This window comes from Intrasporangium sp. (genome assembly GCF_040414665.1).
Taxonomy (GTDB): domain Bacteria; phylum Actinomycetota; class Actinomycetes; order Actinomycetales; family Dermatophilaceae; genus Intrasporangium.
Genome location: NZ_JBEDUL010000134.1, coordinates 55,117 through 71,593, shown reverse-complemented (window position 1 = coordinate 71,593; position 16,477 = coordinate 55,117). Strand labels below are relative to the sequence as shown.

Sequence of the window (16,477 nt, the reverse complement as noted above, 5' to 3'; positions counted from 1 at the left end):
ACGGTGAGGTAGTAGAAGATGTTCTCGCCGTCCGGGTGCTCGGGCGACGAGTCGTACATCCGCCGCAGCGCGTCCTTCACGATGACCGCGATCTCGTACGCCCACGCCGGGTCGTAGGAGATGCACGCCTCCGACACCGAGGCCAGCAGCATCGAGTGCCCGTCGTTGTGCTGCAGCCCCTCGCCGGTCAGCGTCGTCCGGCCGGCCGTCGCGCCAAGCAGGAACCCGCGGCCGAGCTGGTCGCCGAGCGCCCACATGAAGTCGCCCGTCCGCTGCCAGCCGAACATCGAGTAGAACACGTACACCGGGATCATGTGCGTGCCGTGCGTGGCGTACGAGCTCCCGGCCGCGATCACCGAGCCCATCGCGCCGTCCTCGCTGATCCCCTCGTGCAGAATCTGCCCGCGGGCGGATTCCTTGTACGACAGCAGCAGGTTGCGGTCCACTGCCTCGTAGGTCTGCCCGAGCGGCGAGTAGATCTTCGCGGTCGGGAACAGCGAGTCCATGCCGAACGTGCGGGCCTCGTCCGGGATGATCGGCACGAACCGGTCGCCGATGACCGGGTCCTTCATGAGGTCCTTCAAGATGCGAACGAACGCCATCGTGGTGGCCACCGACTGCCTGCCCGACCCCTTGCGGTACTCGTCGTACACCGAGTCCGGCAGCTGCGGCAGCGGCTTGGCACGCACCACCCGGCGCGGCAGCACGCCGCCCAGGGCCGCCCGCCGCTCCTTCATGTACTGGATCTCGTCGGAGTCCGGTCCCGGGTGGTAGTACGGCGGCAGTTCCGCCTCCAGCGCGGAGTCCGGGATGGGCAGGTAGAGGCGGTCGCGGAACTCCTTGAGCTCGGCCACGGTGAGCTTCTTCATCTGGTGGGTGGCGTTGCGCGCCTCGAAGTCCTTGCCCAGCGTCCAGCCCTTGCTGGTGTGGGTGAGGATCACGGTCGGCTGGCCGACGTGCTCGCGGGCCGCCTTGAACGCCGCGTACACCTTCCGGTAGTCGTGCCCGCCGCGGGACAGGTTGCGCAGCTCGTCGTCCGACAGGTGCTCGACCATCTTGCGCAGCCGCGGGTCGGAGCCGAAGAAGTGCTCGCGGATGTACGCGCCTGACTCCACGCTGTAGGTCTGGAACTGCCCGTCGGGTGTGGTGTTCATCTTGTTGACCAGCACGCCGTCGGTGTCCTGGGCGAGGATCGGGTCCCAGTCGCGGCCCCAGATGACCTTGATCACGTTCCAGCCCGCGCCGCGGAAGAACGACTCGAGCTCCTGGATGATCTTGCCGTTGCCGCGCACCGGGCCGTCGAGCCGCTGCAGGTTGCAGTTGATGACGAAGGTGAGGTTGTCGAGCTCCTCGTTCGCCGCGATCTGCAGGACGCCGCGCGACTCGGGCTCGTCCATCTCTCCATCGCCGAGGAAGGCCCACACGTGCTGCTGGCTCGTGTCCCGAAGGCCCCGGTTGTGCACGTACTTGTTGAACTGCGCCTGGTAGATCGCGTTCATCGGTCCGAGGCCCATGGAGACGGTGGGGAACTCCCAGTAGTTGGGCATCAGCCGAGGGTGCGGGTACGACGGAAGCGCCTCGATCCTGCCGTCGACGATGTGGCTCTTCTCCTGGCGGAACCCGTCGAGCTGCGCCTCGGACAGCTGCCCCTCGAGGAAGGAGCGCGCGTACATACCGGGGGAGGCGTGACCCTGGAAGAAGACCTGGTCGCCACCGCCGGGGTGGTCCTTGGCCCGGAAGAAGTGGTTGAAGCCCACCTCGTAGAGCGTCGCCGCTGATGCGTAGGTCGAGATGTGCCCTCCGACGCCGATGCCCGGCCGCTGTGCCCGGTGGACGAGGACCGCGGCGTTCCACCGGATGTAGCGCCGGAACTCGCGCTCGACCTCCTCGTCGCCGGGGAACCATGGCTCCAGCTCCGGCGGAATGGTGTTGATGTAGTCGGTGGCAGTCAGCGACGGGACTCCGACCTGCTTGGCGCGCGCCCGCTCGATGAGCTTGAGCATGACGTAGCGCGCTCGGGTCCGACCCTGCTCGTCGAGGACCGCATCGAGGGACTCGAGCCACTCCTCCGTCTCCTCCGGGTCGATGTCCGGGAGCTGACTGGGAATGCCGTTGAGGATGGGGCCGGCCTCGGCTACCACGATCGTGGATCCTTTCTCGTCGCCTCGCGGTCACGACCGGTTGGTCGCAGCGCTGCTGCCCCCATCCTCCCCCAAAGCGTGGTAGTCGTCACACCCGGGTCTGCTTCCCGGGCACCCGGTCGGCTGGTACGCCCGGCCCATACCGGGCCACGCCCGGCTGAGCGGAAGCGCGGCGTTGGACACCGGTTGCGCGGTAGCGTCGGAGCCGGTGGACTTGGTGTGCACCCTGACGAAAGGAACGGTGACTGTGAGCACGACCGCGGGAGCGGCGTCCCTCGCCAAGCTCGGATTCGCACCCGGACAGATCATCCAGGAGTTCGGATACGACGACGACGTCGACGACGACCTGCGGTTCGCGATCGAGGACGTCGTCGGCAGCGACCTCGAGGACGAGGAGTTCAACGACGGCGCCGACGGCGTGGTGATCTGGTACCGGGACGGCGATGACGACCTCGTCGACCTGCTCGTCGATGCACTGACGAAGCTCTTCGATGCGGGCTTCATCGTGCTGTTCACCCCGAAGGCCGGACGTCCCGGGCACGTCGAGGCGAGCGACGTCGAGGAAGCCGCCTCGACCGCGGGACTGACGACCGGTGGCCAGGTCAACGTTGCCACGGAATGGGCGGGTGCCCGGCTCATGTCGCCGAAGGGCGCCCGGCGCTGACCCGCCGCTGACACCTGGCCCCGCCCGACTGGCACACTGGCGGGCATGAGCACGTCGTCCCGCCCGAAGCCTGACGTCGGCCCCCCGCGTGTCGGCGAGCTGGCTCCGGACTTCACTCTCCCCGACCAGCACGGGGCGGACGTCACCCTGTCCTCCGTGCGGGGCGCCAAGTTCGCGGCTGTGGTCTTCTACCCCTTCGCCTTCTCCGGGATCTGCACCGGTGAGCTGAGGGCGATCCGCGACAACCTCGAGGACTTCCAGGACGGGGACGTCCAGGTGTTCACCATCTCCTGCGACGCGATCTACAGCCTGCGGGCGTGGGCGGACCTCGAGGGACACTTCTTTCCCTTGCTCAGCGACTACTGGCCGCATGGTGAGGTGACCCGCCGCTACGGCGCCTTCAACGAGGACCAGGGGGCGCCGCTGCGAGCCACCTTCCTCATCGACCGGGACGGCCGCGTGGCCTGGCGCGAGATCAACGGCCCCGGTGAGGCCCGCGACTTCGCGACCTACCGCGCAGCCCTCGCCGAGCTGCGCCGGGCAGACCCCACCCCGGCCGACTGACCCCCTCCTCCCCGTCGAGTGTGCACTTCGCGCCGGGTTGCCCTCCCCGTCGAGTGTGCAGTCCGCGCCGCCCGGGATGGGAGCAATGACGGGACCGGCCCCGCTCCCGCCAGCTCCGCACGCACGACCGCACCACCTGGTCCCGTCACTCGTCCCGCACGGCGCGGCGTTTGCTGCACACTCGACCAAAGGGGTCGTATGCCGCTGGGCCGGCCCCCCGCGTCGCTCTCGCCAGGAGCCGAGCGGCCCTCCGTCGACTGTGCAGTCCGCGCCGCCCCTTTTCGTCGAGGTGCAGTCCGCGCCGGGTGGCCCTTCTCGTCGAGTGTGCAGTCCGCGGCGCGGTGTGCACAGTCGAGCGGGAGGTGGGGGTTCGCGTAGGTCAGGGAGTGGCGACGTCGGTCTGCGGGTCCCGCCGGCGGATGATCGCATGGTCTGGAGTCAGCTCGTCGAGGGAGGTCACGCCGAGCAGCCGCATGGTCCGGGTGACCTGGTCGTGGAGGATGCTCAGGGCCCGGTCGACGCCGGGCTCTCCACCCGCCATGAGCCCGTAGAGGTACGCCCGGCCGACGAGGCAGCCCCGGGCTCCGTTGGCCACGGCCGCGACGATGTCGGCGCCATCCATGATCCCGGTGTCGAGGAGGACCTCGGTCCGCCCCGCGACTGCGTCGACGATCTCCGGCAGCACCTCGAGCGGGACGACAGCCCGGTCCAGCTGCCGACCCCCGTGGTTGGACACGACGATGCCGTCGATACCGAGCTCCGCCACCACCTGCGCGTCCTCCGGGTCCTGGATGCCCTTGACGACAATCCGGCCCGGCCACTGCTCGCGCAGCCAGGCGAGCTCGGCCCGGGACGCGGAGGGATCGAACATTCGGTCCACCAGGTCTGCCACTGTGCCGCCGGAATGCGTCAGCGAGGCGAACTCGAGCGGCTCGGTCGTCAGCAGGTTGAACCACCAGGAGGGGTGGATCGACATGTCCGCCAGGGTGCGCAGGGTCAGCGACGGCGGCACCGTGAGGCCGTTGTGCACGTCCCGGATGCGCCGCCCGGCGACCGCCGTGTCGACAGTCAGGACCAGGGTCGAGTAACCGGCCTCCCGCGCACGCCGGATGAGCTGCAACGACGCCTCGCGGTCCCGCCACAGGTAGAGCTGGAACCAGCGCTCCGCCTCCGGTGCGACGGCCGCCACGTCCTCGACCGACACGGTCCCCATCGTCGACAGGGAGTAGGGGATGCCGGCTCGGGCCGCGGCTCGGGCGACGGCTCGCTCACCCTCGTGGTGCATCATCCGGGTGAAGCCCGTTGGCGCCAGGACGAGCGGCAGGCTGCTCTGGCTGCCGACGACGACCCGGGTCGCGTCCACCGCGCTCACGTCACGCAGCACTCGGGGCCGGAACTCGACGCGGGCGAAGGCCTCGCGCGCCCGGCGGAGGCTGATCTCCTGCTCGGCAGCCCCGTCGACGTAGTCGAAGACGGAGCGCGGAGTGCGGCGCTTGGCGATCTTCCGAAGGTCAGCGATCGTCGCGGCCGCCGCGACCCGACGCTCGGTCGAGCCAAGACGCGGCGGCTCGATCCGAACGAGTGGGCGCAGCTCGGACCAACGAGGACGACGGCGCCGGGTACTCATGGCGCCTCATCATGCCGCGTCGACGGGCACCGTGGGAGATGGGCGGAGTGGCGGACAGGCGTCGACTGGCGCAGTCGCCAACTCCTGACACAATGGGCCGCCGGATGAGGGACCGCCACGCTGGCGCACCGCGTCCTGAGGGCCTGTAGCTCAGTTGGTAGAGCACCGCGTTTACACCGCGGGTGTCGTCGGTTCGAGACCGGCCGGGCCCACCCAACCGGGGATAGACTCGAGGTTGCCCCGCCCACCCGTGGCGAAATCCGCCCGCGACGGTGGGCAAGGCGTTGAGGTCATGCCCGGGTTGCTGTCAGCAGTGCGCGACATGGCGGTGCGTACGCCGGACAAGCGCGAACGCAGCGTCGACCTGTGGCGCGCGGTGGCCATCTGCCTCGTGGTGCTCGGGCACTGGTTCGTCGTCGCGGTGGCCTATCGGGACGGTGAGCTGTCCGGCTACAACGCCCTGGCCGTGCTCACCTGGATCGACCCGGTCACCTGGCTGTTCCAGGTCATGCCGATCTTCTTCTTCGTCGGGGGCTACGCCGGTGGCGCCTCGCTGGCATCGCAGCGCGCCGCCGGTGACGACGGCATTGGTTGGGTGCTGAAGCGCACCGACCGACTGCTTCGGCCGACAACGGCGCTGTTCCTCGTGCTGCCCGCGGTGACTGTGGTTGCTGTGGCGGCCGGGGTGGACCAGAGGCTGCTCGGTACCGCGGCGTGGCTTGCCTCCGTGCCGCTGTGGTTCCTGCTGGCCTATCTCGCGCTGGTGGTGCTCACGCCGTGGCTGCACGCGTTGCATCGCCGGGCAGGGCTGGCCGTACCCGCGGTGATGGTGCTCCTCGTCGCCCTCGCCGACCTGTTGCGGATGGGGTTCAACCTGCAGCTCGTCGGTGACAGCAGCTACTTGTTCGCCTGGTTGGCCGTCTACCAGCTCGGGTTCTGCTGGCGTGACGGGCTCCTGCGGCTGAGTCGCAGGCAGGCGCTCGCGCTGGCGGCCGCCGGACTGGTTGTCCTGATCGGGCTGACCGTGGTGGGGCCCTATGACCTCGCCATGGTCGGTTACAACACGAATCCACCGACTCTGGCCTTGATGGCGCTTGCCGGCACCCAGGTCGCAGTGGTCCTGGCGCTTCAGCCCGCCGCCAACCGCTGGCTGCGCGGGATCGGGCCGTGGACCGCGGTCGTGGCCGCCAATGCCGTGATCCTGACGGTGTTCCTCTGGCACATGACCGCGGCGGCGATCGCGGCGGTCCTGCTCTATCCGACCGGTGTCATGGCGCAGCCCTCCATCGACTCCGGAGCGTGGCTCCTCTGGCGAGTGCCGTGGATCGCGTTCTGCGCCGTCGTCCTTGCGGTCCTGGTCGCCCTCTTCGCGTGGATCGAGCTGCGCCGGTCCGTGCTGAATCCTGTCGCGCCCGGGCCGTGGCGCAGCGGCGCGACGGTGCTCGGAATGGCCGCCGTCCTGGCCGGGCTGTTCGTCGTCGCGGTGTCCGGGCCCGACTACCACGGCCCGACTGGGCTCCCTTGGGGTGGAGTGGTCTTGTACCTGCTCGGTGCCGCTGTGCTGCGGGTGGTCCGCACGCAACCGGCTCGATCGACCGGGGCTCGTTGATCGCCCGGAGTCAGCGGTCAGGCAGATCGACGATGGCCACCGGACGGTCGGCAGCGTCCAGGATCTGCCGGCTCACGGACCCGAGCAGGGCCCGACGGACGAAGCCCTTGCCGTGCGTGCCGACGACGATGAGCTGCGCATATTCGGCGTGGAGCAGGATGGCCTCGGCGGCCGTGCCCTCAACCGCGACTCCATCCACGTCCACCGATGCCGGGTCCGTGCCCTGGACCTCGGCGAGCGCCCGGGTGATCGTGCCCTCCGCCTCGGCCTCGACGCCCGCCCGGGCCCGATCGACGAGCTCGGGGTCTCCCTGCATCGCTCGGTTCGTGAGGTCGTAGGCGACGACGGCTCTGACGCGGGTCTTGCGCACGCCCGCCTCGGCCAGGGCGTAGCGAAGCGCGTTCGTGCCGAACGGTGAGTCGTCAACGCCCACGACGATCGGCCCGCTTGTAGGGGGCGCACCGTCTCCGACGACGACCACGGGGCACTTCGACTCGACCGTCAGCCGGTTGCTCACCGAACCCATGAGGACGCTCGCAGCGCCGCCCAGGCCGCGTCGACCGACCACCACCGCCTCTGCGCCCTCGGACGCCTCCGCGAGCACGGCGGCCGGGGGGCCGAGCTTCGAGGTCCACGTGCAGGTCAGCTCCGGAGCCACCTCGCGGACGTGCGCCGCGGCGGCAGCGAGCACCTCCTCGGAGAACTCCATGAGCCACGTGACCTGCTCCCCGGCGGCAGCGCCGTGGTAGCCGAAGAAGTCGACGGGCGGAGAGAAGGTGTAGGCATGGAGCAGCTCGAGGTCCTCGCCCCCGAGCCGCGCTCGGGCCACCGCCCAGTCGAGCGCGTTGCCGCTCTGGGGTGAGCCGTCGATGCCCACGACGATCCGACCGGTCATGAGGTTTCCTCCACGTGAGAGAGCCGTTGGATACGAACCTAGCCCTGCCGGCCCGAGGTCTGCCATGAAGCCACTGCGGATCACCGAGTAGTCTCCTTGCGGCGGGCAGACGGCAGGAGGAGGCATCGGTGCAGGTCAGCGACCGGGACATCCTGACCCTGCGCGAGGTCGTCGCGGCCCTGGAGAGCCTCTATCCCCTGGACAGCGCCGCCGACTGGGACCGGGTCGGCCTCGTCACCGGCGACCTCGACCAGCCGGTTCGTCGGATCGCCTTCGCGCTGGACCCGACGCTCGCCGTCATCGAGGAGGCGCGCGACTGGGACGCCGACCTGCTCGTCACGCACCATCCGCTGCTCCTCCGGGGCGTCCACTCCGTCGCGACGACGAGTGCGAAGGGCGCCTCCGTCACGCACCTCGTCGTCTCGGACATCGCGCTCTACGTCGCCCACACCAACGCCGACGTCGCCGACCCTGGGGTATCGACGGTGCTGGCTGACGCACTCGGGCTCGCCTCCCAGCGTCCCCTGACGACCATCGGGCCGTATGCCGCTGGGCGCGTCGGCGAGCTCTCCTCACCGCTGTCGCTGGCGGAGTTCGCAGACGCCGTCGCCGGTGCCCTGCCGCCGACTGCAGGCGGCATCCGGGTGAGCGGCGACCCGGGGGCCCTGGTCCGGTCGGTCGCGGTCATGGGCGGCTCCGGTGATGACCAGTTCGAGGCGGTGCGCGGCAGCGGCGCCGATGTCTACGTCACGGCGGACCTGCGTCACCACCCCGCGCTCGAGGCCCGGGAGGAGGCCCGGGGCGGCCCGCCGTACCTCATCGACGCGGGTCACTGGGCGACCGAGTCGCTGTGGCTGGCGAGCGCCGAGCGTCGTCTTTTGGCGGCCCTGGGGGAGGACCGGTCCGCAGCGACTAGGGTCGAGTCGAGAATCTCGTCCATCCGCACCGAGCCGTGGAGCTTCGTTGTCGCAGCGAACTCCGCACGGGACGATGCGGACTCCCGTGGAGGTGTGTCCTGAAAGCCGATCCGTCCCGCCAGTGGCGTCTGCTCGACCTGCAGGCCATTGACACCCGGCTCGACCAGATCGCCCATGCGCGAGCCAACCTGCCCCAGGTCGCGGCGATCGCGGCGGCCCGGAGCGAGCTCGCGGCGGTCGACACCGAGCTCGTCAACGCTCGCACGGCCGTCGGCGACGTCCAGCGCGAGCTGACCAAGTCGGAGCAGGACGTCCAGCTCGTCCGGGACCGTGCAGCTCGTGACCAGTCCAGGCTCGACTCCGGTCAGGGCAGCGCGAAGGACCTCTCCGCGCTCCAGCACGAGCTCGTGTCCCTCGCCCGACGCCAGTCCGAGCTCGAGGACATCGAGATCGAGGTGATGGAGCGGGCCGAGACGTTGACGAAGCGGGTGGCGGAGCTCGAGACCACGCGCGGTGAGGTCGCCGACCGGCTCGCCGCTCTCGAGCAGGAGCACACCGGGGTGCTTGCCGACCTCGAGGCGGAGGCCGAGAAGGTGGGCTCCGGACGCGCGGACATCGTGGCCGGGGTCGGCGAGGAGCTCATCGGGCTCTACGAGAAGATCCGGGTCCAGAGCGGCGGCATCGCAGCGGCGGAGCTGCGCCAACGCCGGTGTGGCGGCTGCCGCCTCGAGCTGAACAACGTCGACTTCGACCGGATCAGGCGCGCCGCCGAGGACGAGGTCATCCGGTGCGAGGAGTGCCGGCGGATCATGATCCGGACGGCCGAGTCGGGGCTGTGAGTCGAACCGCTCGGCGTCGTCTCATCGTCGAGTCTGACGGCGGCTCGCGCGGCAACCCGGGGGTGGCCGGATACGGCGCGCTGGTCCGGGATGCGCCGTCGGGCAGGGTGCTGGTCGAGCTCGCAGAACCACTCGGCACCACGACCAACAACGTCGCGGAGTATCGCGGCCTGCTGGCTGGCCTGAAGGCGGCGTTCGACATCGACCCTGGCGCCGAGATTACCGTGCGCATGGACTCGGACCTCATCGTGAAACAGATGACGGGTGTCAACAAGGTGAAGCACCCGAACATGCGCCCGCTCGCCCTCGAGGCCCAAACCCTGTGCAGGGCGATCCGGGACAACGGCGGCGACGTCGAGTTCGAGTGGGTGCCGCGCGAGCGGAACACGGCCGCCGATGCCCTCTCGAACGCCGCCATGGACGGCAAGACCATCCATCGGGTCCACGGCGAGCAGGGCGGGGCGCCAGAGCCGGCCGACGCACCGGACGCCCCCGACGACCTGACCGACCAGCGGGACCTGCGGCTGCTCCTTGTCCAGACGCCGTCCTCCGAGCGCGCCGTCGAGCGGGTCGCGGCGGCCGTCCGGCGGTTCGTCGACGCGGACAGCCGGGTCATCAGCGCACCCGAGCCGCTTGCCGAGCAGACCGGGCGGGCCGTTGCGGACCTCGTCGGCGCCGAGGTCGAGGTCTCCGGGGACTGGGCGGCCGACCCCGGGAGGGCTGGGAGGGAGCCCGCGGACGCGGCGAGCTCAGCGGCATACGGCAGATTGCGGTTGAGTGGTGGGACGGTGGTCATCGTGACCACGCGACGCGGCATCGTCACCGTCCTGGCGGAGGTCCTCGGGCTCGGCCCCGAGCGGTTCTGGAGCGTCGCGACGGCACCCGGCAGCCTGAGCGGAGTCGAGGTCTGGGCGGACGGCACGGCGTCGGTCGCTTTCACGAACCGGACGGACCATCTCGCCTAGCGGGCACTGTGCGATATTCGCAGTCATGAGCTACGCCGGTGACGTGACCCCGACCGAGGCTTGGGCGGCGCTGCAGCAGGACCCGCGAGCCGTGCTCGTCGACGTGCGGACCCACGCCGAGTGGTCGTACGTCGGGCTGCCCGACCTGCGCTCGCTGGGCCGTGACGTCGTGCGCGTCGAGTGGCAGCGGTACCCGGACGGCAGCCTCAACGACCGCTTCGTCGACGAGCTGGCCGCCGCCGGAGTCGAGAGGGACCAGCCCCTCTACTTCCTGTGCAGGTCCGGGGTGCGCTCGATCGCTGCGGCAGAAGCGGCGACCGCGGCCGGCTGGACGGAGTCGCACAACGTCAGCGAGGGCTTCGAGGGGCCGCACGACGCTCAGCACCACCGCGCCGTGGCCGGCTGGAAGACCGCCGGACTGCCATGGGTGCAGGGGTGAACGACGCTGGCGGGCGGTGGCATCCGGACACGATCGCGGTCCGGGGAGGCTTGGCGCGCAGCGGTTTTGAGGAGACGTCCGAGGCGCTCTACCTGACGTCGGGGTTCGTCTACGAGACGGCCGAGGCCGCGGAGGCGGCGTTCAAGGGGGAGTCGGACCGGTTCGTCTACTCGCGCTACGGGAACCCGACCGTCCGGATGTTCGAGGACCGCATCGCGCAGATCGAGGGGGCCGAGGCGGCCTTCGCGACGGGGTCCGGGATGGCGGCCGTGTGGGTGGCCCTGGCGGCGCTGCTCGGCAACGGGGACCGGGTCGTGTCGTCGCGGTCGCTCTTCGGGTCGTGCTTCGTCATCCTCGACGAGATCCTCCCGCGGTGGGGGGTCGAGACGGTCTTCGTCGACGGGCCCGACCTCGACCAGTGGCGTGAGGCGCTGTCCGAGCCGACGACGGCGGTGTTCTTCGAGACGCCGAGCAACCCGATGCAGGAGCTCGTCGACATCCGGGCGGTGTGCGAGCTCGCCCATGCGGCTGGGGCCACGGTCGTCGTCGACAACGTCTTCGGGACCCCGGTGTTCTCCCGTCCGCTCGAGCACGGCGCCGACATCGTCGTCTACTCGGCGACGAAGCACATCGACGGGCAGGGACGCGTGCTCGGCGGTGCGGTGCTCGGGCCGCGCGAGTTCATCGACGGCCCGGTGCAGAACCTCATGCGGCACACCGGGCCCGCGATGTCTCCCTTCAACGCCTGGGTCCTCGTCAAGGGTCTCGAGACGATGTCGCTGCGGGTCGAGCGCATGGCGGCCAGCTGTCTCGAGGTGGCCCGGTTCCTCGAGGCGCATGCGCGGGTGCGTCGGGTGGTGCACCCGTTCCTCGAGTCGCACCCCCAGCACGAGCTGGCCCGGCGCCAGATGCTGGGTGGCGGGACCGTGGTGACGTTCGAGCTCGACGGCGGCAAGCCCGAGGCGTTCGCCGTGATGAACGCCTTGGAGATCATCGACATCTCGAACAACCTCGGCGACGCGAAGTCGCTCGTCACGCATCCGGCGACGACAACGCACCGGAGGTTGTCCCCGGAGGCGCGCGCTGCGGTCGGGATCACCGACGGCGTGCTCCGCATCTCGGTCGGGCTGGAGGACGTCCGCGACCTCGTCGCCGACCTGAAGCGGGCCCTCGCCTGACCGGCCCTCTCCGGTTCGAGGTTTTGGTTCGCTCCATGGAGCGAGGTTCTACCTCGAACCAGGGAGAGGGGTCGCTGCGAGCTGCCACGGGCGGCCCGGGCGCTCCGGCTCGCTGATCCGCACGTCGAACGCGTCGGAGAGCAGCTCGACGAGGTCCTCCGGGTGCCGGGGCCTCGCCGCCGATTGGACCAGGCGCCGAGCGACGAGGCCGCGGGTGTGCTTGGCCATGTGCGATGCGCCCGGCACCGTGATCTGGACCCGGCGCTCGGACAGCTCGCCTCTGGGGTTCCACATCGAGGCGTAGGTGCTGGAACGGCAGTCGACCACGAGGCGCCTGGCCCTCGCCTCCTGCTCGAGGACGGGCGCCAGCACGGGTCGCCACGCCTGGGTCAGCTCGCCGATCCCCGGCAGCTGCACACAGGGGTGGAGCCGATAGGCGGGGATGCGGTCCGTGGGACGGACCGCGCCGAAGAGGGCCGAGAGGATGACGATCCGGCGGCTCGCCCTCCGCTTCGACGCCGGATCAAGGGACGGGAGGTCGAGCGCGTCGTAGAGCACGCCGCTGTAGACCTCACCGGCCGGCGCCGTCGCCGCCACGTGGAGTCGGGTGTTGCGGGCGACCTCCTCCACGAGGTTCGGGCTGACCCGGAGCAGCCGGTGCGCGTCGGGACGTGCGCTGATCTCCATGGCCCGTTCGATGACAGCCGCCCGCAGCCCCGTCAGCCCCGGGAAGGACAGCGTCTCGAGGTCGAGCGGCCGACCGCGGCGTCGCTGGGTCTTGCCCTCTGACGGCGGCAGGAGGATGAGCACGCGGCACAGCCTAGGCCGCTGCGCGACGCCTTCTGCGTAGGGTTGCCCCCATGGCCAAGCGACACATCGTCTATCGCCGAGCAGAGCCGCCGGGCGGCGCCGGAGTCTCTCTCGTCGAGCGCTTCGAGGCGATCCGCGAGGAGTTCGAGGTGCCAGCGGAGTTCCCTCCGGACGTCGTCGCCGAGGCCACGCGGGCGGCCGCCAGCGCGGAGCTACCGACGGCGGACGCGACGGACGTCCCCTTCATCACCATCGACCCGGCGACGTCGATGGACCTCGACCAGGCCATGCACATCGAGCGACAGGGCGACGGCTACCGGGTCCGTTACGCCATCGCCGACGTGCCGGCGTTCGTGCAGCCCGGCGGGGCGATCGATGCCGAGGCTCGCCGCCGCGGTCAGACGGTTTACTGCCCGGACCAGCGGGTCCAGCTGCACCCCACGGAGCTCAGCGAGGGTGCGGCGAGCCTGCTGCCGGACGAGGTGCGGCCGGCCTTCGTCTGGGACCTGGTGCTGGCAGCCGATGGCGAGGGCGTCGAGGTCAGCGTGGCGCGGGCCATGGTCCGGAGCGTCCGGCGTTACGACTATGTCGAGGTCCAGCGGTTGGTCGACGAGGGGTCCGCGGAAGACGTCCTGCTGCTCCTCAAGGAGGTGGGGCAGAAGCGGATCGCCTTGGAGGCCAAGCGTGGTGGTGCCTCCCTGCCGATGCCGGAGCAGGAGGTTGCCGAGGACGGCAAGGGCGGCTTCACGGTGAGCTTCCGCCCGCTGGTGGCCTCCGAGGACTGGAACGCCCAGATCTCGCTGCTGACCGGGATGGGTGCCGCCGACCTCATGCTCCGCGGAAAGGCCGGCATCCTGCGCACCATGCCCGACCCGGACCCGCGAGACGTCAAGCGGTTCCGCCGCCAGGCAGCGGCCGTCGGGGTCCCGTGGCCGGAGAAGCTGGCCTATGGCGAGTTCCTGCGCACGCTCGACCGGACCAAGCCCACGCACCTCGCGCTCATCCACGAGGCGACGACGCTCTTCCGGGGCGCGGGATACACGTACTTCAACGGCGAGGTTCCCAAGCAGCCGAACCACGCCGCCGTCGCCAACCCCTATGCCCACGTCACGGCCCCGCTGCGCCGCCTCGTCGACCGGTTCGGGCTCGTCGTGTGCGAGGCCCTCTCCGCAGGTACCGAGGTCCCGGCCTGGGCACTCGGGGCGCTCCCGACGATTCCCGAGATCATGACGACCTCGGACCGCAAGGCCGGGGGAGTCGAGCGCGCCTGCACCGATGCGGTGGAAGCGGCCGAGCTGCGCTCGCTCGTCGGCTCGACCGTCGAGGGCGTGGTCGTCGACCAGAGCGACAAGGGCGTGGTGGTCCAGCTCATCGACCTCGCCGTGGTGGCCAAGGCAACCGGCCACGCCGCCGAGGGGGCGACCGTGCAGGTTCGCATCGACGCCGCGGAGATCGAGACTGGAAAGGTCGCCCTCAGCGTCGTCGGCTGAGCGCCCCCAGTCGGCACCGAGATGCCGTATGCCGCTCAGCCGGCTGGCGTCGTCGGGGTCACGGGGTTGGTCGGCTGGGTCGGCGTCGCACTTCCCGGGGTGGCTGGGTCCGGGGAGGCCGTCTCCGTCGGTGTGGGGACGGCGGGGCTCGGATCGCCCGACGGTGCGGTGATCCCGGATCCAGCTGCCGGCTCCGCTGCGGGCGCCTCGCGATTCGTCGGGCTGGTCGGCTCCGGCGTCGCCGCGGACTCGGTCGAGGGCGTGGTCTGCGGGTCCTTGAGACCGACGCCTTCCTCCGGCTCGACCCGGCTGTCCGACGGTGGTCTACCGAGGGAGGTCCCGGTCACGTCTGCGCCGGTCGCCAGCTGGAGTCCGGTGAGGAAGGCGCCGGCCAGGGCGAAGAGGATGCCGGCGGTTGCGAGAAGGCGACGAGGCGTTCGGACGGGCGCGTTCTGCACACTCGACGAGGGGGAGGCAGGCGCGAAGTGCACATTCGACGAATCGGATGCCAGCACGTTCTGCACACTCGGCTGATCTCGTCGAGTGTGCAGCTTCTGCCGGAGTACGGCCTCGCGGGCGTGGGTCATCGAGGCCGTGTAGAGGCTCGCTGCGATCGCGCTCACGACGGACCCAATGCCGGCCCCGGTCACCGTGCCGACCCAACCGACACGCGAGCCGAGAAAGGCCGCGGTGGCGGCAGCAAAGGACCCGGCGATGAGCTGGGTGAGGGAGAGGTCGAGCAACTTCGCTCTGGGGGCGGATGGGACGGTCTCGGTCTGCAGTTGCTCGGTCATGTCCTGGTTCGGTTGCGTATCGACGGTCTCGAAGAAGACCAACGAGGCCCGTCCCTGGTTGACTCCCCTGCCCCGCTGTGATCAGCGTCACGCCGACTCAGCCGGTCGCCGAGGTCGGGTGGGCGCGGTGCGAGCCCAGCGGCATACGGCATCTATGATTGGGGGCGGATGAGTCGGCCAGGCGGTCGCGTCAGGAGGAATCCTGCCGAGGAACGTCCGGGCTCCACAGGGCAGGGTGGTGGCCAACAGCCACCCGGGGTGACCCGCGGGACAGTGCCACAGAAAGCAAACCGCCTGCTTCGTGCAGGTAAGGGTGAAACGGTGGTGTAAGAGACCACCAGCACGCCAGGTGACTGGCGTGGCTCGGTAAACCCCACCCGGAGCAAGCCCAGACAGCGCACGTTCGAGACCGGCCCGGTCGAGTGCGCGGGTAGGGCGCTGGAGCCGGTCAGCAATGGCCGGCCGAGATGGATGGCCGTCGCCGCGTCACCGGCAACGAGGACGCGGAACAGAACCCGGCGTACCGGCCGACTCATCCACTCCACGCTCGACGACTCTCGCACTCGCCACCGCAGCGACACAGCCCGCCGAGAGCGCGTGACGTCTTGCTCCGCCGCCACGGAGGCCTTGCCGGAGTCGGGAATGAACCGGGCGCCGATGCGTTACAGATGAAGTACTTGATCATTCAACTACTGATTCGGACGCGTTTCCGCATCGGGTGAAGGAGAGCGGACGGCATGGTCGTCTACAACGAGCTGGTTGCAGTCACAGCGGGCGCAGGATTATTGGGCTTTGCGTGGTTCCTCGCGCAACTGACGGGTGGCAAACGCGTGGAGAGCGAGGGCTGGGCGGCGTTCTTCGGAGTCACCGGCGTGCTGCTGTTGGCGTTGGGCCTGCACACCACGGTGACCTGGCCCTTCGGAGGCGAGGGCTTTGAGTACGCCAACGTCGCCTTCGGCCAACCGGCCGCTGGCTTCGGCGCGCTTCTGGTGTTCGCGGCCGTGTACCTGTGGCGCCACCGGACGCTCTTCGCAGGGGAGGTGGATGAGGCCAACGCAACCGCCCTCAGGGCGCTCAAGCCGGTCGGCATCTTCGTCGGCGCGCTGGGCCTCGGGATGGCGGTCCTCGCAATCACCTTTGTCCGCTTCCAGCTGGGCGCTGCCCCACCGGAGGAGCCGATCAGCGGTCGCTTCGGCCACCTGCCCATCCTCGAGGCGCTCTTCCTCGGCGGACTCTGGGGAATCGTCGCACTCGGCGCGCTGCTCTTCGCGATCGCGCTGCTGACGGACCGGCACCAACTCCTGCGGTGGGCCGTCTGGGCCTGGGTCGTGGGCGGTGCAGTGTTCCTGCTCTTCGGCGCGATGAACTTCTACACCCACATCGGCATGTACTACAACATCGAACACGGGACGATGTACAAGTGGTGATCCCTCCCACCCGTCGACGATGACAGCGGAGAACCTGAACGCGATGGAGCCCCGGCCACGCCGGGGCTCTCGTCGTTCCGGGCCCAGCGCCTGCTTCACGCGGTGAGCCAACTCGTTG

Annotated in this window: 15 protein-coding genes, 1 tRNA gene and 1 other RNA gene; 12 read left to right on the top strand and 5 right to left on the bottom strand. The window is 70.1% G+C overall.

The genetic code is table 11. The features are described 5' to 3' along the window. Positions 1-2,141: pyruvate dehydrogenase (acetyl-transferring), homodimeric type (aceE, locus tag ABF401_RS14095; RefSeq protein WP_353510199.1), on the bottom strand; the 2,141-nt coding region annotated here is incomplete at its 3' end. A gap of 247 nt (positions 2,142-2,388) precedes the next feature. Here aceE and ABF401_RS14090 point away from each other — a divergent pair. Together ABF401_RS14090 and ABF401_RS14085 are read left to right on the top strand one after the other, a co-directional pair. Beyond that, complete coding sequence (locus tag ABF401_RS14090) at positions 2,389-2,805, top strand: DUF3052 domain-containing protein (protein ID WP_353510198.1); 417 nt, start codon at positions 2,389-2,391, stop codon at positions 2,803-2,805. A gap of 45 nt (positions 2,806-2,850) precedes the next feature. Further along, entirely contained in the window at positions 2,851-3,369 is a 519-nt protein-coding gene (locus tag ABF401_RS14085) for a peroxiredoxin (RefSeq protein WP_353510197.1), read from the top strand. A gap of 379 nt (positions 3,370-3,748) precedes the next feature. Here ABF401_RS14085 and ABF401_RS14080 read toward each other — a convergent pair whose 3' ends face one another. Beyond that, positions 3,749-4,996, bottom strand: coding sequence for an alpha-hydroxy acid oxidase (locus ABF401_RS14080; RefSeq protein WP_353510196.1), 1,248 nt, complete (start codon positions 4,994-4,996; stop codon positions 3,749-3,751). 139 nt (positions 4,997-5,135) lie between these two features. Between ABF401_RS14080 and ABF401_RS14075 the strand changes: the two genes are divergently transcribed. Further along, positions 5,136-5,208, top strand: a tRNA-Val gene (locus ABF401_RS14075). Between the two features lie 80 nt (positions 5,209-5,288). After that, positions 5,289-6,605, top strand: coding sequence for an acyltransferase family protein (locus ABF401_RS14070; protein ID WP_353510195.1), 1,317 nt, complete (start codon positions 5,289-5,291; stop codon positions 6,603-6,605). A 10-nt stretch (positions 6,606-6,615) separates the two neighbouring features. Here ABF401_RS14070 and ABF401_RS14065 read toward each other — a convergent pair whose 3' ends face one another. Continuing rightward, the gene (locus tag ABF401_RS14065; RefSeq protein WP_353510194.1) at positions 6,616-7,500 is read right to left on the bottom strand and encodes a universal stress protein; all 885 of its coding nucleotides are present in this window, start codon (positions 7,498-7,500) and stop codon (positions 6,616-6,618) included. Positions 7,501-7,628: 128 nt separating this feature from the next. Here ABF401_RS14065 and ABF401_RS14060 point away from each other — a divergent pair, with 128 nt between their 5' ends. The 5 genes from ABF401_RS14060 to ABF401_RS14040 are packed head-to-tail and all read left to right on the top strand — an operon-like array spanning position 7,629 to position 11,838. Continuing rightward, positions 7,629-8,519, top strand: a complete 891-nt coding sequence (locus ABF401_RS14060) for a Nif3-like dinuclear metal center hexameric protein (protein WP_353510193.1) — start codon at positions 7,629-7,631, stop codon at positions 8,517-8,519. Continuing rightward, positions 8,453-9,256, top strand: a complete 804-nt coding sequence (locus ABF401_RS14055) for a zinc ribbon domain-containing protein (protein WP_353510192.1) — start codon at positions 8,453-8,455, stop codon at positions 9,254-9,256. The genes ABF401_RS14060 and ABF401_RS14055 overlap by 67 nt, the downstream gene beginning before the upstream one ends. Beyond that, entirely contained in the window at positions 9,253-10,221 is a 969-nt protein-coding gene (locus tag ABF401_RS14050; RefSeq protein WP_353510191.1) for a reverse transcriptase-like protein, read from the top strand. The genes ABF401_RS14055 and ABF401_RS14050 overlap by 4 nt, the downstream gene beginning before the upstream one ends. Before the next feature lie 25 nt (positions 10,222-10,246). After that, positions 10,247-10,660: a rhodanese-like domain-containing protein gene (locus ABF401_RS14045; protein ID WP_353510190.1), complete on the top strand. Its 414-nt coding sequence runs from the start codon at positions 10,247-10,249 to the stop codon at positions 10,658-10,660. Then, a complete protein-coding gene (locus ABF401_RS14040) occupies positions 10,645-11,838 on the top strand; it encodes an O-succinylhomoserine sulfhydrylase (RefSeq protein ID WP_353510189.1) in 1,194 nt (397 codons plus the stop codon). The genes ABF401_RS14045 and ABF401_RS14040 overlap by 16 nt, the downstream gene beginning before the upstream one ends. A gap of 48 nt (positions 11,839-11,886) precedes the next feature. On the opposite strand, the gene ABF401_RS14035 is transcribed toward ABF401_RS14040, so the two are convergent. Beyond that, a complete protein-coding gene (locus ABF401_RS14035) occupies positions 11,887-12,648 on the bottom strand; it encodes a YaaA family protein (RefSeq protein ID WP_353510188.1) in 762 nt (253 codons plus the stop codon). Positions 12,649-12,698: 50 nt separating this feature from the next. On the opposite strand from ABF401_RS14035, the gene ABF401_RS14030 reads away from it, so the two are divergent. After that, on the top strand, positions 12,699-14,138 hold the full coding sequence (locus ABF401_RS14030) for an RNB domain-containing ribonuclease (protein WP_353510187.1): 1,440 nt from the start codon (positions 12,699-12,701) through the stop codon (positions 14,136-14,138). Positions 14,139-14,173: 35 nt separating this feature from the next. On the opposite strand, the gene ABF401_RS14025 is transcribed toward ABF401_RS14030, so the two are convergent. After that, entirely contained in the window at positions 14,174-14,932 is a 759-nt protein-coding gene (locus ABF401_RS14025; RefSeq protein WP_353510186.1) for a hypothetical protein, read from the bottom strand. A 169-nt stretch (positions 14,933-15,101) separates the two neighbouring features. Between ABF401_RS14025 and rnpB the strand changes: the two genes are divergently transcribed. Continuing rightward, positions 15,102-15,471, top strand: an RNA gene (gene rnpB / locus ABF401_RS14020) — RNase P RNA component class A. Between the two features lie 198 nt (positions 15,472-15,669). Next, positions 15,670-16,359 (top strand): DUF981 domain-containing protein, encoded by a 690-nt coding sequence (locus tag ABF401_RS14015; RefSeq protein ID WP_353510185.1) that lies wholly within the window; start codon positions 15,670-15,672, stop codon positions 16,357-16,359. The last annotated feature ends 118 nt before the right edge of the window (positions 16,360-16,477 follow it).

What these genes read in the sequence shown, in the direction of transcription:
- ABF401_RS14065 (WP_353510194.1), bottom strand. Translation starts at nt 7,500, where the DNA reads ATGACCGGTCGGATCGTCGTGGGCATCGACGGCTCACCCCAGAGCGGC.
- ABF401_RS14030 (WP_353510187.1), top strand. Translation starts at nt 12,699, where the DNA reads ATGGCCAAGCGACACATCGTCTATCGCCGAGCAGAGCCGCCGGGCGGC.
- ABF401_RS14045 (WP_353510190.1), top strand. Translation starts at nt 10,247, where the DNA reads ATGAGCTACGCCGGTGACGTGACCCCGACCGAGGCTTGGGCGGCGCTG.
- ABF401_RS14085 (WP_353510197.1), top strand. Translation starts at nt 2,851, where the DNA reads ATGAGCACGTCGTCCCGCCCGAAGCCTGACGTCGGCCCCCCGCGTGTC.
- ABF401_RS14080 (WP_353510196.1), bottom strand. Translation starts at nt 4,996, where the DNA reads ATGAGTACCCGGCGCCGTCGTCCTCGTTGGTCCGAGCTGCGCCCACTC.
- ABF401_RS14025 (WP_353510186.1), bottom strand. Translation starts at nt 14,932, where the DNA reads ATGACCGAGCAACTGCAGACCGAGACCGTCCCATCCGCCCCCAGAGCG.
- ABF401_RS14015 (WP_353510185.1), top strand. Translation starts at nt 15,670, where the DNA reads ATGGTCGTCTACAACGAGCTGGTTGCAGTCACAGCGGGCGCAGGATTA.
- ABF401_RS14070 (WP_353510195.1), top strand. Translation starts at nt 5,289, where the DNA reads ATGCCCGGGTTGCTGTCAGCAGTGCGCGACATGGCGGTGCGTACGCCG.
- ABF401_RS14040 (WP_353510189.1), top strand. Translation starts at nt 10,645, where the DNA reads ATGGGTGCAGGGGTGAACGACGCTGGCGGGCGGTGGCATCCGGACACG.